The organism is Lachnospira rogosae (ex Hitch et al. 2025) (genome assembly GCF_040096455.1).
Taxonomy (GTDB): domain Bacteria; phylum Bacillota; class Clostridia; order Lachnospirales; family Lachnospiraceae; genus Lachnospira; species Lachnospira rogosae.
The window spans coordinates 498,899-515,519 of record NZ_JBBMER010000001.1 but is presented as its reverse complement, the minus strand read 5'-3'; the positions used below and the strand labels follow the sequence as shown (position 1 = coordinate 515,519).

Sequence of the window (16,621 nt, the reverse complement as noted above, 5' to 3'; positions counted from 1 at the left end):
TATTGTAAAATGTTTCAGAGCCGGCAGTAATACTGCTGGTTCTGGAGAGTTAAAGAGTGAGGATAAGTATGAAAAAGAGTGAAATTACCTTTATAAGGCTTATGAGCCTTGCGTTAATTATGGTTATAAATGCGGCTGTATTATTATTTTTTGTAGGGGAGCATACATTTCAGAATATACTTAACAGAATGAATAGTAATGTATATGATGGCGATACGCTTGATACATCAATTTATAATTATTATTTTTATGCTGGTTTTGGGAGCATATATAAGATTATATTTCCAATAACGATATTACTACTTGTGACTGCGGCGGTATGTGTATACAAAAAGGTGAGTATGGCATCAAGGTTGTCAATAGCTGCTAATATAAGTGCATTTATAACAGGTGCGTTATTGTTATTTGCAAGAATAACAGAAAGTTCAAAAGGTGTTCATATACTTATAAATAGCTTTTATATGAATAAATCGGACATTGGTAATATACAGACAGTACAATTAATGTCCAGAATACCAATAGCTTATATTCTTGTTATGGTGTTATCAGTATTAGGACTTTTAATGGTTAAGAGCAGTACAATAACAAAGCTAAAAATATATAATGATAAGATGGCATATAATAATGCTGTTATATATATATTCCCTGCATTATCAGGTTTTCTTATACTTGAAGTTATTAGAAATCTTGTTATTTCAAGAGTGGTGATGTTATCATCAGATGAGTATATACAGACTGTAGCAGGATATATTCAGGACTATTATATTGGAAGTAAATTCTATTTTAACTGGTCGTGGCTTATTATATTTACTATTGTAACCTGCGTTGCAATAGTATTAAATAATAATAATAAACTTATGATTATTGAGATAGCTGTATTTAGTATTATTGTTATTATTCCATCCGTTATATATGCGTTTAATCCGCCATCATTATTTGGATACCTTACAACAGATAATACGCTGTGTGATTTAACAGAAGCTGCATTTGTATGGTATCTTGTAAGAATGAGCGTATCATTAATCACAGGCATAATATTTATTGTATTGGTCGTTAATGAAAGAATTAATATAAAGTGTATGTATATAATAGCAGGCACATTGCTTGTGTTAAGTCTTGTTATGCTTATTGTGGCAGGACTAAACAGGGCTTCGCTTTCAGTTATGTATATGCTGTGTGCTGTGGCTGATGTTATAGGAGTTATAGTGTTAGCTGTTACAGGGTTAAGAACTTTAAGTTAATTAAATAAAAAGCTGGCTGTCCAGAAAACATTTATATGATAAAGTCATATAAAGCTTTCGGACAACCAGTTTTTTATCAGCCAGTAACTTCTTTAATGCCTTTAATATCAGCTATGGCGATAAGAGAGTAGTTAGTGTAATATACAACAAAGCCTGGTTTGGCAGCGGCAGGCTTTTTGACTTCTTTCTTTAATACATAATCGACTTCAACTTTATCAAGGTTGCGGCCTTTAGAGTAGTAGGCTGCAAGTGCGGCAGCTTCCTCAAAGGTTCTGTCGGGCAGTTCCTTGCCGTTAGTCTTAACTATAACGTGAGAGCCAGGTATCTGCTTGGCATGAAACCACCAGTCACTATTAGAAGCAAATTTAAATGTGAGTTCATCATTCTGAAGATTATTCTTGCCGACATACATATCAAAACCGTCTGATGATATATAGTGCAGAGGTTTGTTGTTCTTGTTATCCTTGCTTTTGGATTTGCTGTTCTTCTTGATATAGCCGGTTATGATAAGTTCTTCTTTGATATTATTAAGGTCATTCTCAGTAGTTGCAATATCGAGGGCATTTATTATTGATTCAAGATACATAATCTCATCTTTAATCTCTTCGATAAGTCTTACACCAGCTTCGTAAGTACGTTTTAATTTGTTGTATCGTGCAAAATATTTATTCGCATTCTCAATTGGTGTCAATGTATCGTCCAAAGGAATAGAGATTTCTTCGTTAGTGTAATAATTAAGAGCTGTGAAGCTTTTTGCACCAGACTCGATATTGTAGCCGTATGTGTTGATTAGCTCTCCATACACTCTGTATTTGTCACGTTTTTCAGTATCCTTTAACTGTTTTTCCTGAATATCAAGCTTTTTATAAGAACGCTCAAGATGAGTTGTAATTATTCTTCTTATATCAGTCGATTTCTGGTGAATTCGTGTTCTTACTTCTTTTTCGTGATAATAACCGATAAGACATTCACTTATTGAGGTGTAGCTTTCGGATTTATCATACATAGTAAGAGAAATAGCGGCAAAATCTGCTGGTGCACCGTTATAATATACGATGTTAGGGCTGAAACTTCCATTTGCCACGCCATCAATAATAGCCTTGAATGCCTCAAATAGAGCTATGCTTTCAGCACTGGACAGACAGTTGGCTGGTTTGGCACTGTCAATATGTGCCCTGTGGCAGACTTCCTCTGATATGCAGGTGCTTATTCCGGTGTAAGCACTGCTTAAGGCTTTGGCAGTAGTCTTAGGCTGTGATAATATATTTTCATTAAAGGTATTAAAATCCATATTCATCGGATTGTGCTTGTTAGATGTATTAGGAATAAAATATTCCCTTCCTGGAAGAACTTCTCTGACAGAGCTTATCTGTGCTGACACATGCTTAATACTGTCTAATATTGTGTTATTGTCATCGCATAATATGATATTGCTGTGTTTGCCCATAAATTCTGTGATTAAATGCTTACGGCAGAGGTCACCTAATTCATCTAAATGTTCAATTTCAATATCAATTATTCGCTCAAAAGCGGGTTGTGTTATTGATATAATTCGTCCGTTATTGATGTGCTTCCTAAGAAACATAACAAAGTTAGGTGCAAGCTGGGGGCTTGGCTTATTATCTTTAGTCATATATGCAAGCGGAAGTGAAGCATTTGCAGATAATACAAGCCTGTATTGTCCAGAATTAGCTTTTATGGTAAGTAAAAGCTCATCATTTTCTGGCTCTGCAATCTTATATAATCTTCCACCAAGAATTGTGTTGTTTAAATCGTGTACAATATTCGCTATTGTAATTCCATCAAATGCCATAATACTCCATTCTGGCGTATTGGTACGCCATTAATACTTTAGAATAAATGATAGCACATTTTATAGATGTTGTCTTGTATGGTTAAAGTAAAATTGATATAATTAGCAGTTGTAATTAAAAGTTTGATATGTAAGTTGATGTTTAATAAGCGATGTATTAAACTACATTTAGTATTAAAATATTTTTTAATGTTATCAACAATGAATAAATGAAATGAGGACACTTTGATGATAAAAAGTATGACTGGCTTTGGAAGAAGCGAGATAGAGAGAGGCAACCGTAAAATAACAGTAGAGATTAAGTCGGTGAACCACAGATTTCTTGAGAACAGTATAAAGATGCCTAAAAAGCTTAATATATTTGAGGCAAGAATAAGGGATACAATTAAGAAATATGCATCAAGGGGAAAGATTGATGTATTTATTACATACGAGGATAATTCAGAGAGCAATGTAAGCCTTAAGTTTAATGAAAGCATAGCACGGGAATATATGAATATATTCAGACAGATGGAGGAGCGTTTTAATATAAGAAATGATATTACTGTTGGAGCTTTGTCAAGATACCCAGAGGTTATCACAATGGAAGAATCGCAGGAAGATGAAGAAGAATTGTGGAACTTTATTAATGAGGCAATAGAAGAAGCCTGCAAGGGGCTTGCTGATACAAGAATTATTGAGGGTGAGAACTTAAAGAATGATCTTTTGTTAAAGTTAGACCATATGGAGGAGCTTGTTTCTTATATTGAAACAAAAAATCCACAGATAATAGAAGATTATAAGAAGAAGTTAGAAGCCAAGATGGAAGAAATCCTTTCAGATGCTGATATAGATAAGAACAGGATAGCTTCTGAGGTGATTATATATGCTGATAAAGTATGCGTAGATGAGGAGACAGTAAGATTAAGAAGTCATATTGAACACGCAAGAAAATGCCTTAACGAAGACGGAGGGATTGGAAGAAAGATGGATTTCATAGCACAGGAGATGAACAGGGAAGCCAATACAACTTTATCTAAGGCGAATAATATAGAAATATCAAATGCAGCTATAGATTTAAAGACAGAAATAGAAAAAATAAGGGAACAGATACAGAATATAGAATAAAAAAGCTTGCACGAATCGGTGTATTTCTGTATAATAACTTGTACACTTATGTTGTGTGCGTGCCAACAGGTATTTACAGATTGGAGAATAGAGATGAAAGAGAAAGGTTTATTACTTGTAATTTCAGGTTTCTCAGGAGCTGGAAAGGGAACTGTAGTTAAGAGATTATTAGAGCTTCATAATGATTATGCTCTATCTATCTCAGCGACAACCCGCTCACCAAGAGAAGGTGAACAGAATGGAAGAGAGTATTTCTTTAAATCAACAGAAGAATTTGAGAGTATGATTGATAATTCTGAATTGATTGAGTATGCAAAGTATGTCAGCAACTATTATGGAACACCTAAGGCATATGTCGAGGAACAGCTTGAAGCAGGTAAGAATGTGATACTTGAAATCGAGATTCAGGGTGCACTTAATATTAAGAAGATGTATCCAGATGCAGTTCTTTTATTCATTATGCCACCAAGTGCAGAAGAATTAGAGAGAAGACTTGTAGGACGTGGAACAGAAGATGAAGCCACAATAAAGGCAAGACTGCAAAGAGCCAGTGATGAGGCTAAGGGCGTAGAGAATTATAACTATATAGTTATCAATGATAAAGTGGATGATTGTGTTGAGGCAATTCATTCTATAGTTAACAGTGAGAAGAGAAAAGCAGTTAACAATATGAGTTTAATTAATAATATTAAAGAAGAGCTTAAAGCTTATGAGAAAGGAGAATAATAATGTTACATCCATCATATTCAGAATTAATGGCAGTTGTTAATAGTGAGGTAGAGGACGGCGAACAGCCAATCGTACAGAGCCGTTATTCAATTGTTAAGGCTACTGCCGCAAGAGCTAAAGAGATTATTGATGCAAGAACAATAGAGGAGAAGGTTAGAAAGGCTCGTATTGAGGCTGAGAACGCTCCAAAGGAAAAGGAAAAGGATAATAAGGATAAGAAGAATGAGCCAAAGCCGCTTACAACACCAGATGAGGCGAGAAAGCTTCAGATAGGAACACCTCTTATCGATAATGCAGAGAATATGAAGCCACTTTCAATAGCTGTAGAAGAGTTATATGAAGGCAAGGTTAAGATTGTCAGCAATGGCGATGACAGTGAAATTATGTAATTTCAGATTTTGATTTTATGCATGGATATTTGCTGATATAATGATTACTGCATAATATTGTCATTTGTAATATTAATAATAGAATTTACAGGCTGTTGCATTTTATATGTGACAGCCTTTTGATGTTGGGAGGTAACATAAAAGTTATGGGAAGTAATATATATGATGAGAAGAAGCGTGTAATTAACTGTGAAAGTGCAGAAAAATGTGGGAGCTGTGCCTATGCAGGAATGAAATACGATAATGAATTAAAGATAAAGCAGGGATATGTAGACAAACTTTTTAAAGACATCTGTCCAGTAGATAAGATAACAGGAATGTACAGACCAGTGCATTACCGTAACAAGGTTCACGCTGTTGTTGGTGAAGATAAGAATGGCAATATTATAACGGGAACATATGAAGAGAACAGCCACAATATAGTACCTGTATCTGACTGCCTGCTTGAAGATTCACACTGCAGCAGCATTATAGCTACATTAAGAGATTTATTTAAGTCGTTTAAATACAAGCCATATAATGAAGATAAGGGAACTGGTTTTATAAGGCATATTCTTTTAAGAAAAGGCTTTTCAACTAAGGAGATTATGCTTGTTATTGTGACGGCTGATGTTGCATTTCCGTCTAAGACACATTTTCTTAAAGCATTAAAAGAGAAGCACCCAGAGATTAATACAATCGTACAGAATGTTAATAAATACAATACAAGTATGGTGTTAGGACCAAGAAATATAGTGCTTACAGGCAATGGATATATTGAAGATGTGTTATGTGGCTACAGATTTAGAATAAGCCCATCATCTTTCTATCAGATTAACCACCAGCAGACAGAAAAGTTATACAAGGCGGCGATAAATATGGCTGGAATAACTAAGAAGGATACAGTTATTGACGCTTATTGTGGAATAGGAACAATAGGAATAGCAGCTTCTGCAAAGGCAGGACAGGTTATAGGGGTTGAGTTAAATGCAGATGCGGTAAAAGATGCAGAGGTCAACGCTAAGATTAACAATATAAAGAATATTAGATTTGTGAATGATGATGCTGGAAAGTTTCTTGTTGAATATGCCACACATAAGAGGGCTGATGTTGTTATAATGGATCCTCCAAGAAGTGGCAGCAGTCAGGAATTTCTTGAGTCGGTACTTAAGATTAAGCCAGAAAGAGTTGTGTATGTATCGTGCAATCCAGATACTCAGAAAAGGGATGTTGATATGCTTATGAAAGGTGGATATAAGGTTTTGGAGTGCAGACCATTTGATATGTTCCCTTTTTGTGACCATGTAGAGACGGTAGTGTTATTGTCCAAACTTGATGTCGATAAGCATATAGATGTTGAAATTAAGCTGGATTAGCTTGGATTGATTCATTAAGTGATGAAGAATTATTTAAACCACATATAAGAAAATGGGCTGATGATGCGACTAAAACAGCAGTGTGGGAAGTTTATAAGTTTATTCATGTGAATACTGTAGCTCCTTTTAAAACTTTCAGGAACAAAATTAGAAAATGGAAGAAAATAGTATTATAAATTACAGACAGTAAAGTTAAAAATTTCATAAATAGGTTATCAAAGGCGATAGAAAAACTATCGTCTTTTTATTTGAAAAAAGAAGCATATCCCAGAGGACTGCTTCATCAATTTTTTCGTAAGTGTCCGTACACTTACTGTGCTTACTCATATACTAATAGATCATATACTAATCGTGTAAGAACAATTTTAAACATAATGCTTATATTATTATACAATAGTTTGGAAAAATAAAAAATTATATTTCATAAACGTTTCATAAAAGCTATGTAGAATGTTATTGAAAGCAGTTATGAAATACTAAAAAATAGAAAGGAGTAGTTAGTAAAGTGATAAAAAATGCTATAGCATATATTACAAGAAAGAGAAATCGAACTTTAATAATTTTTATCATATTGACTATAGTTCTATCTTGTTTGTATTCTTGTTTAACAATAATGAAATCAAGCAATGAAATAGAAAAGACTTTATATGAAAGTTCTAATTCTTCAATTTCAATAACAAAAAAAGATGGTAAATATTTTAACGTTAATCAATTTAAAGATATTGAAAAAATAAAAGAAGTTGAAAAAATAATAATTCAATATGATGGATTAGCAAAACTAAAAGATGCTAAAGTAGTTAGCGGAGAACAAAGAATAAATAGAGAAGATTTATCTGACGAATTTAAGAATGTTGTTTCATTCGAAGCTACAAATAATACTAAAAGAAATATTTTGTTTAGCAGTAGAGTGTTTACAATTAAAGAAGGAAAAAATATAGAAGAAAATGATAAGAATTCAATTATTGTTCATGAAGAATTTGCTAAACAAAATAATCTAAAATTAGGTGATGAAGTTAATCTTGAATTACTTGACATTGAAGAAAGTGAAAAAATAAAAAGTCATAAATTTAAAATTATAGGAATCTTTTCTGGTAAAAAACAAGAAACATATACAGGATTATCTTCTGATTTTAGTGAAAATATGGTGTTTGTAGATTATTCAACAAGCCAAGAGATATTAAATAAATCAGAAAATAACAAAATTGCAAATAAAATTTTAATGTATTCTAGTAGCGCAGAATCTACAGACTTAGCCTTAAACAAATTGAAAGAGCTTAAGATTGATGAGTCAAAGTATTTTGTTCAAAAAGATTCTAATGCATTTGAAGAGTCTTTAGAGTCAGTGAGTGGAATAAAACATATGATAAAAATAATGACTTATTCTATTATGTTAGGCGGGATTATTGTTCTTTCATTGATTTTGATTCTATGGTTAAGAGAAAGAATTTATGAAATAGGTATATTTTTATCTATTGGAACATCTAAGATACAAATTATAATGCAATTTATATTCGAGTTATTATTCATATCGATACCAAGTATAATATCTTCCTTATTTTTAGGAAATGTATTGATAAAAGTAATTGCAGGTGGATTAATTAACTCAGAGAACTCAATGATTTCTGGTGGAAATTTAATAAATGATAGTAGTTTTATGTTAAATATTACAACACTTGGACAAAGTTATTTAATATTAATAAGTATTATTGTTTTATCAGTTGTATTTGCTTCTTCATTAATATTAATCAAGAAGCCTAAAGAAATATTATCAAAAATAAGTTAGGAGAAAATTATGGAAATATTAGAAATAAAGAATGTATCATATAGTTATGCCAATTCTAAAGAAAAAGTTTTGTCAGGAGTAAATCAAAAATTTGAACTTGGGAAGTTTTATGCGATAGTAGGAAAGTCAGGAGCAGGAAAATCTACACTTCTTTCCTTACTTGCTGGACTTGATAAACCTCAAACAGGACAAATATTGTTTAAGAATGAAGATATACAAAAGAAAGGATATAGTAATCATAGAAAAAATAATATATCTTTAGTGTTTCAAAACTATAATTTAATAGATTATTTATCGCCGATTGAAAATATTAGATTGGTGAATAAATCAGCAGATGAAGGTATCTTGTTTGAACTGGGCTTAGATAAAAAACAAATAAAAAGAAATGTTATGAAATTATCTGGTGGACAGCAGCAAAGAGTAGCTATTGCCAGAGCATTGGTATCAGATGCTCCAATAATACTAGCTGATGAGCCTACTGGTAATCTGGATAGTGTTACTGCTAGAGAAATAATTAATATATTAAAGACATTAGCTAAAGATAGAGATAAATGTGTAATAGTTGTAACACATAGTAAGGAAGTAGCAGATTCTGCAGATATCATTTTAGAACTAAGTGGTAAAAAGTTGAAAAAAGTAAATAAAATGAATTTGGAGGTTGAATAATGATAAAAAATGCATTTGCTTATGTAACTAGAAAAAGCTTAAAATCAATAATTATTATGTTAGTCATTTTGGCTATGTCAACTTTAAGTCTTATAAGTTTATCTATTAAAGATGCTACGGACAGAGCTTCAAAGGAAACATTTGCTAATATAACAAATAGTTTTTCTATGGAGATAAATAGACAGGTAAATCCAGGAACACCTAGAGGTGGAGGAAATGTAAAGGGTGAAGATATTAAAAAGATATCTCAAACAGATAGTATAGACTCTTATGTAAAAAGAATAAACAGTGTTGCAGATTTAGTTGATTATGATATTATTGAAACTAAAGAGACTCTTGCGAATCAATCGCCTAAAAGAGCGAAGAATTTTAAAAGAACAGTGATGTTAACCGGAGTTAACGACTCATCAAAAGAAACAAAATTTGTATCAGGAGCATATAAATTAGTAGAAGGAAAGCATTTAGAAAATGAAGATAAAAATAAAATCTTAATGCATAAAGATTTGGCTGAAAAAAATAATCTTAAAGTTGGAGATAAGATAAAAATAAAATCTAATTTATTTGATGCTGATAATGAGAAAGGTGCAGACGAAACAGTAGAAGTAGAAATTAAAGGTCTATTCGATGGGCATAATAGCGGTGGAGTAAGTGCAGCACAAGAACTATACGAAAATACATTAATCACTGATGTTCATACAGCTGCTAAAGTTTATGGTAATACAGAAGATACAGCTGTATACCAAGATGCAACATTCTTTGTAAAAGGTGATAAGAATCTTGATAGTGTAATAAAAGATCTTGGGAAATTAGATATAAATTGGAGAGCATATAATTTGATTAAAAGTTCATCAAATTACCCTGCATTACAACAATCTATATCAGGTATCTACTCAATTTCAAATAAATTATTTGTTGGCTCATTAATATTTGCAGGAGTTGTAGTTTCATTATTATTATTCTTATGGATGAATGCCAGAAAGAAAGAAATAGCAGTATTACTATCATTAGGTATATCAAAATTAGAAATTTTTGGTCAATTCCTAATTGAGATGGTATTTATATCAATCCCCGCATTCGTTGGTTCTTATTTCTTAGCTGGGTATACAGCTGATAAGCTTGGGAATAATATATTGAATAAGGTTACTGGCGATATAGCAAAACAAATAGCTAGACAATCTGCATCTAGCCAATTAGGTGGTGGTGCAGAAGCTGAAGGATTTAACAAGACATTATCAAGTTTAGATATAAATGTATTACCTAAATTCATAATTTATGTAGTTATATTTATGAGTTTAGTACTGCTTGTATCTTTGATTATATCTTCTTTCAATATATTAAGAAAGAATCCAAAAGAATTATTAATTGACAATAAATAAAATTTTTGGTGCTGAAAAGCACCAAAAATTTTTTGCTTTTCAATACCCAATAATATGCTGTACAATATAAGCGAATATGCTTAAGTGGAGGTATACATGAAAATATTAACCGTTGAAGATGATAATATAATAAGAGAGGGGATAAGTGAATATCTTTCAGAATTTGGATATACAGTTATTCAAGCTAAAGATGGAAGAGAAGCATTGTCAAAATTTAATAGCGATATAAATCTGGTTATCTTAGACATTCAGATACCTTTTATTAATGGTTTAGAAGTGTTGAAAGAAATTAGAAAGAAAAGCAATTTGCCAATTCTAATCCTGACTGCATTTAGTGATGAAGAATATAAAATCGATGCATTTACTAATTTGGCAGATGGATATATAGAAAAGCCATTTTCATTGCCGGTCTTAAAGGCCAGAATAGATTCTTTAATTAAGAAGAATTATGGACATTTAGAGAAGTTTGAATATAAGAATCTATCAGTTAATTTTAATAGCTATACAGCTAAAATAAATGGAGAAGAGATAGATGTAAATGCAAAAGAACTAGAAGTATTAAAATGTTTATTGGATAATAATGGACAGGTGTTAACAAGAATGCAAATTATTGATTATGTATGGAAAGATAGCGAAGAAATTCCTTATGATCGGGTAATAGATGTATATATAAAAGAACTTAGAAAAAAATTACAATTAGACTGTATAACTACTATAAGAAATGTAGGATATAAATTGGAGAGAAAATGAAAAAAATAAAGATATTTCCCAAAATGTTCATACAAATATTTTCTGTTCTTGCAATAATAATTATATTAGTTCATTCATTAGTTTATTTTATCTTTCCTAAAACATATTTGGAGACAAGAAAAGAAAAGATCCATAATATTGCAAATGAAATTTCTAGTAATATGAATGGAAAAGAAATAAAATACATAGAACAAACTTTGGAGCTTTATTCGAAGAGTAGTGAAATAAAAGCATTTATAAAAGAAAAAAATAATAAAAATGAAATACAAATCAAAGATGATATAAATGTTAATTTAGAAAGTGATAGTAATTCTTTGATAATTGAAGAAAGAGAAATAACGCTTAATGATGGTGAAAAAATAAATCTACAATTTGTTTCTACAGCTGATATGCAAAAAGATGCGAAAGATTTAAGTATTAAATTTTTACCATATTCTTTATTTATATCAATTTTATTTTCTGCTATTATTTCTTTAATTTATGCAAAAATAATAAAAAATAATATACAGGAAATAAAAATTGTTACTGATAAAATGATGGAACTTGATAAAGAAACGCGGTTAAAAGTTAATTCTAATGATGAAGTTGGAGAATTAAAACAACAAATTAATGATTTGTATTCTACTTTATTAAGAACAATTGATAATTTGGAATTTAAAAATAAAGAAATTTTAAAATTAGAAAAGTTAAAATATGACTTTTTTAAAGGTGCATCCCATGAACTTAAAACTCCTCTTGCTAGTCTTAAAATAATACTGGAAAATATGAAATACAATATTGGAAAATATAAAGAAAGAGATATTTATATTAATGAATGTATTGACATCGTTGATAGTTTAACAAAAAATATTTCTCAAATATTATCAGTTCATTCTATAGAAAATTTGAATAATGATGAAGAATATTTGAAAATAAATGATACACTAGAAGATATATTAAAAAAATACGAAATATTAGCAAATCAAAAGAAAATAACCGTCAATAATTATATATCAGATGAGAATATTTATATAGGAAAAACAGCGTTAAAGATTATTTTATCTAATTTGATTAGTAATGCGATAAAATATACCGATGTAAATGGGGTAATTAATATTGGGATAGTTGATGATTGGTTATATATAGAGAATTCATATGGTAACAATAGAATTTCGAATATGGATGAAATATTTGATGTTAAATTTGATTTAAATAAGGAAAATAGTAATGGATTAGGCTTGTATATTGTAAGTAATATTCTGAATAATTACAATATAGAATATAAAGCATTGCAGGATGAAGAATTTTTTATCTTTAAAATTAAAATATTTTCTTAAACAAGATATAATTTTGCAATAGTTATTGAAAAAATAGAGACTTATTATGTAGCGCTTACTGAAAAACAAGCAGATAAAAAAGAGATGGAGGAAACTTTATGGCAAGAAAGAGATAAAACTTATAATATATATAATATATATGCAGAGAAGGTGGTGCTGCTGGACGTAAATGATAGAAAATATGTTGTTAAAGGTTTGGGGCAATCTAGTATATGGTACGGAAACGAAGAAGAAGATAGGAAAGTAGAGACGATTATAGAAAACTATGAAAAAGATAAAATTAATAAAGTTACTGAAATAGAAAAATACACAGAGGAATTGGAAGGAAAAGAAAAAGAAGCGGTTGTCAAGGTAAGAATTAATCAGGACAAGTTCAGAGAAAAATTAATAAATAAATATAAAAAATGTTGTTTGTGCAATGTTAATATGAACGAATTATTGGTGGCAAGTCATATTAAACCATGGAGTATAAGTGATGCAAATGAGAAGCTTGATATACATAATGGTCTGTTAATGTGTCCTAATCACGATAAGTTATTTGATAGAGGATATATTTCATTTGATGATACCGGCAGGATTTTAATTTCTGAAAGGTTAGATGATAATAACAGAATGTATATGAATATAACAGCTAAGATGAAAATAGACATTACAGAAGAGAATATAAAGTATATAAAATATCATAGGAAAAATGTATTTATTGAAAAATAGCTATTAGCAGTATGCTAGATAATATTTTCCGTTTATAAATTTGAAAAAATGTTGTATAAACAACAGAAAATCACTTCTTCATTAAATATAATAAGCGTGTCGGGTGCAGAAGCACCAGGATAAATAGATTAAATAATGGAGAGTAAATATATGGATAATAAAATGTTTTGTTTTCAGTGTGAGCAGACAGCGGGCTGTTCAGGTTGTACAGGTAATGCAGGTGTATGTGGAAAGGACGCTTCTACAGCAAAGCTTCAGGACGAGCTTACAGGTGCACTTATAGGACTTGTTAAGACCTGCGGAAGCAATCCTAAGACAGAGAATACAGACAGAATAATAATCGAAGGTCTGTTTACAACAATAACTAATGTGAATTTTAATAATCAGACATTACAGGATATGATTGATAAGGTTCATAGTGAAAAGAATATTATATCACCAGGCTGTAGTGCCTGTGAGGCAAGATGTGGCAATACAGATGATTATGATATGAATGAGATATGGAATGCAGACGCTGATATACGTTCATTAAAATCACTTATCCTTTTTGGAGTAAGAGGAATGGCAGCTTATGCTTACCACGCAATGGTGTTAGGCTATACAGATGATACAGTTAATGAGTTCTTCTACAAGGCTCTTTCATATATAAGCTTTGATTTGGACGAGAGCCAGCTTCTTCCTGTAGTTATGGAAGTTGGTGAAGTTAATTTGAAATGTATGGAACTTTTAGATAAGGCTAATACAACAAGTTATGGAAATCCTTCACCGGTAAAGGTTACTTTGAATGTAGAAAAAGGACCATTTATTGTTGTAACAGGACACGATTTAAAAGATCTGGAACTGCTTCTTGAACAGACTAAGGATAAAGGAATAAATATATATACACACGGCGAAATGCTTCCAGCACACGCATATCCTAAGCTTAATAAATATCCTCATTTAAAGGGTAACTTTGGTACAGCGTGGCAGAATCAGCAGAAGGAGTTCGATGCAATTCCGGGAGCTGTATTATTTACAACTAACTGCCTTATGCCAGTTAAGAAAAGCTATGAAGACAGGGTATTTACAACAGAGGTAGTGTCATATCCACAGATGGTGCATATCGGGGAAGATAAAGATTTTACACCTGTAATCAATAAGGCACTTGAGCTTGGCGGATATAAAGAAGACCAGCATAGAACAGGCATTAATGGCGGAGAGTATGTGATGACAGGTTTCGGACATTCAGCAGTGCTTTCCGTTGCTGATAAGGTAATAGAAGGTGTTAAGAATGGGTCAATCAGCCATTTCTTCTTAGTAGGAGGTTGTGATGGTGCAAGACCGGGACGTAATTATTATACAGAATTTGTTAAAAAGACACCAGCAGAGTCTATAATTCTTACACTTGCCTGTGGTAAGTACAGATTTAATGACCTTGAGCTTGGAGATATTGACGGTCTTCCAAGAATTATGGATATGGGACAGTGTAATGATGCCTATAGTGCGATAAAGGTAGCAATTGCTTTAGCAGAAGCATTTGAATGTGAAGTAAATGAGCTTCCACTCTCAATGGTTTTATCGTGGTATGAGCAGAAAGCTGTATGTATACTTCTTACACTCCTTCATCTTGGAATTAAGAATATACTTTTAGGACCTACACTTCCAGCATTCATCTCACCTAATGTACTGAAGATACTTGTTGAGAATTACGCTATAGCACCTATCAGTACACCAGAGGAAGATTTAAAGAAAATATTAGGCAACTAATTATATGTGATTTTTTTGGTTGGATAATTACTTGCTTTATCTTTAGCTGTAAGCTCTTTTAATTCTCTTATCGTGAAATATCCGCACACAATTGCGGCTGCGGCATCGGCAATCGGGCCGGCATACATAACACCATCAATTCCCATAAATATTGGGAATATTACTATGAGCGGAAGTAAGAATAATATCTGTCGTGTAAGGCTTAATAATACGCCAAGGCTCGATTTGCCGATAGAGTTAAAGAAGTTGGATGTAACCGGCTGTATTCCATTAATTAAAGTAAGGAACATATATATTCTGAAATACCGCTCAGAGAATTGGAAATAAAGCTCACTTCCGTTACCGAATACGCTGATAATCTGTCTTGGAAATACCTGAAAACAGAAAAATGCAATCAGTGATAAGAAAGAAGCTGCTTCAAGTGCTAAAAGGTATGTCTTTTTTACACGTTTGTACATACGTGCGCCATAGTTAAATCCGATAACCGGCTGTGTGCCTTGTGATATACCAATTACAAAGGACATAAATATCATATTAACCTTTGTTATTATTCCTGCACACGCAAGTGGAATATCACCGCCGTAGATTGACTGTGCACCATAGCGGGACAGTGTATTATTCATAACAATCTGGACAATTGTCATAGCAATCTGGTTAAAGCAGGCACTTGCACCAAGTATTAAAATGTTCTTGCAGTAACACCATTTTATATTAAAGCTGTCCCCGCTAAGTTTAATATTCTTAAAATGGAACATATATCTTAAGCTTATGCAGAAAGATATAATCTGGCCTGTAATAGTTGCTAAAGCTGCACCTGTCATTCCCATATTAAATATAAAGATAAATATAGGATCTAATATTGTATTCACAATAGCACCAACAAGCATAGAAGTCATAGAGTAGCGTGGATTTCCGTCAGCAAGTATCAACTTACTCATACCTGTGTTGGCGATAAGAAATGGAAATCCAAACGCTGTTATTCTTGTATAAGCCTTAGCATATGGCAGAACGTCAGTAGTTGCACCAAAGAATTTAAGCATAGGCGTAAGGAATATTGTTGTAATTAAGAACAATGCAGTTCCGCATACAGCCATAAGAAATATTCCGTTGCCAGCATATTTTTCTGATAAATGCTTCTCGCCAGCCCCAAGATGAAGTGAGAAGTTCGTAGCACTTCCTATTCCTAACAGAAGTGAGATAGCAGTGCAGGTAGTTGATAGTGGGAATGCAATATTAGTTGCAGCATTGCCAAGCATACCAATACCCTGTCCGATAAATATCTGGTCTACTATATTATAAAGAGCAGTTACCAGCATTGAGATTATGCAGGGAATTGCAAAATTAATTAAAAGAGTGGACTCTTTTTTATAACCCAGAGGGTTGTCAGTTGTAGATGAATTCATAAAAAGTTCCTTTCATTATATTTAATATTTATATCTTGTTGACTACGCACAGTATAACATATTAAAAATAAAATTGTAATTGATGTAATTGATAAGTATGTCAGTAATTAACACATACAAGAGATAAATTGAAGTTAAATAATTATATTTTATTAAAGTACTTTTGATAAGTATTGTTGACACACTTGTATTTGGGTGTAGAATATATAAGCTATTAAGTATTCAGATGATTAAAT

14 protein-coding genes and 1 pseudogene are annotated in these 16,621 nt (G+C 31.7%); 13 read left to right on the top strand and 2 right to left on the bottom strand.

Translation table 11 applies throughout. The features are described 5' to 3' along the window. Positions 1 to 68 precede the first annotated feature (68 nt). A complete protein-coding gene (locus WMO14_RS02370; protein ID WP_349153201.1) occupies positions 69 to 1,241 on the top strand; it encodes a hypothetical protein in 1,173 nt (390 codons plus the stop codon). Positions 1,242 to 1,317: 76 nt separating this feature from the next. Here WMO14_RS02370 and WMO14_RS02365 read toward each other — a convergent pair whose 3' ends face one another. Then, positions 1,318 to 3,054: an Rqc2 family fibronectin-binding protein gene (locus WMO14_RS02365; protein WP_090140564.1), complete on the bottom strand. Its 1,737-nt coding sequence runs from the start codon at positions 3,052 to 3,054 to the stop codon at positions 1,318 to 1,320. A 228-nt stretch (positions 3,055 to 3,282) separates the two neighbouring features. Here WMO14_RS02365 and WMO14_RS02360 point away from each other — a divergent pair, with 228 nt between their 5' ends. From WMO14_RS02360 to hcp, 12 genes and pseudogenes are all read left to right on the top strand, one after another. Further along, positions 3,283 to 4,161: a YicC/YloC family endoribonuclease gene (locus WMO14_RS02360; protein ID WP_055174975.1), complete on the top strand. Its 879-nt coding sequence runs from the start codon at positions 3,283 to 3,285 to the stop codon at positions 4,159 to 4,161. Between the two features lie 93 nt (positions 4,162 to 4,254). Further along, entirely contained in the window at positions 4,255 to 4,887 is a 633-nt protein-coding gene (gene gmk, locus WMO14_RS02355) for a guanylate kinase (RefSeq protein ID WP_022501419.1), read from the top strand. Between the two features lie 2 nt (positions 4,888 to 4,889). Beyond that, positions 4,890 to 5,024 (top strand): annotated as a pseudogene (locus WMO14_RS02350) (DNA-directed RNA polymerase subunit omega); the annotation flags it as partial. A 401-nt stretch (positions 5,025 to 5,425) separates the two neighbouring features. Further along, on the top strand, positions 5,426 to 6,634 hold the full coding sequence (gene rlmD / locus WMO14_RS02345; protein ID WP_349153200.1) for a 23S rRNA (uracil(1939)-C(5))-methyltransferase RlmD: 1,209 nt from the start codon (positions 5,426 to 5,428) through the stop codon (positions 6,632 to 6,634). 5 nt (positions 6,635 to 6,639) lie between these two features. Beyond that, positions 6,640 to 6,810, top strand: a complete 171-nt coding sequence (locus tag WMO14_RS02340; protein ID WP_438940715.1) for a ClbS/DfsB family four-helix bundle protein — start codon at positions 6,640 to 6,642, stop codon at positions 6,808 to 6,810. A 329-nt stretch (positions 6,811 to 7,139) separates the two neighbouring features. Next, positions 7,140 to 8,417 (top strand): ABC transporter permease, encoded by a 1,278-nt coding sequence (locus WMO14_RS02335; protein ID WP_055174969.1) that lies wholly within the window; start codon positions 7,140 to 7,142, stop codon positions 8,415 to 8,417. A gap of 9 nt (positions 8,418 to 8,426) precedes the next feature. Further along, positions 8,427 to 9,083 (top strand): ABC transporter ATP-binding protein, encoded by a 657-nt coding sequence (locus WMO14_RS02330; RefSeq protein ID WP_055174967.1) that lies wholly within the window; start codon positions 8,427 to 8,429, stop codon positions 9,081 to 9,083. Further along, positions 9,083 to 10,459, top strand: a complete 1,377-nt coding sequence (locus tag WMO14_RS02325) for an ABC transporter permease (protein WP_055306645.1) — start codon at positions 9,083 to 9,085, stop codon at positions 10,457 to 10,459. Before WMO14_RS02330 ends, WMO14_RS02325 begins: the two co-directional genes overlap by 1 nt. 96 nt (positions 10,460 to 10,555) lie before the next feature. Next, positions 10,556 to 11,209 carry a response regulator transcription factor gene (locus tag WMO14_RS02320; RefSeq protein ID WP_055174961.1) on the top strand — a complete coding sequence of 218 codons (654 nt, stop codon included), beginning with the start codon at positions 10,556 to 10,558 and terminating at the stop codon, positions 11,207 to 11,209. Beyond that, complete coding sequence (locus WMO14_RS02315) at positions 11,206 to 12,525, top strand: sensor histidine kinase (RefSeq protein WP_055174958.1); 1,320 nt, start codon at positions 11,206 to 11,208, stop codon at positions 12,523 to 12,525. The genes WMO14_RS02320 and WMO14_RS02315 overlap by 4 nt, the downstream gene beginning before the upstream one ends. An 84-nt stretch (positions 12,526 to 12,609) precedes the next feature. Beyond that, the gene (locus tag WMO14_RS02310) at positions 12,610 to 13,236 is read left to right on the top strand and encodes an HNH endonuclease (protein WP_349153199.1); all 627 of its coding nucleotides are present in this window, start codon (positions 12,610 to 12,612) and stop codon (positions 13,234 to 13,236) included. A gap of 150 nt (positions 13,237 to 13,386) precedes the next feature. Then, the gene (gene hcp / locus WMO14_RS02305) at positions 13,387 to 14,982 is read left to right on the top strand and encodes a hydroxylamine reductase (RefSeq protein ID WP_022503135.1); all 1,596 of its coding nucleotides are present in this window, start codon (positions 13,387 to 13,389) and stop codon (positions 14,980 to 14,982) included. On the opposite strand, the gene WMO14_RS02300 is transcribed toward hcp, so the two are convergent. Then, on the bottom strand, positions 14,979 to 16,385 hold the full coding sequence (locus WMO14_RS02300) for an MATE family efflux transporter (protein WP_349153198.1): 1,407 nt from the start codon (positions 16,383 to 16,385) through the stop codon (positions 14,979 to 14,981). The genes hcp and WMO14_RS02300 overlap by 4 nt on opposite strands. Positions 16,386 to 16,621: the final 236 nt, after the last annotated feature.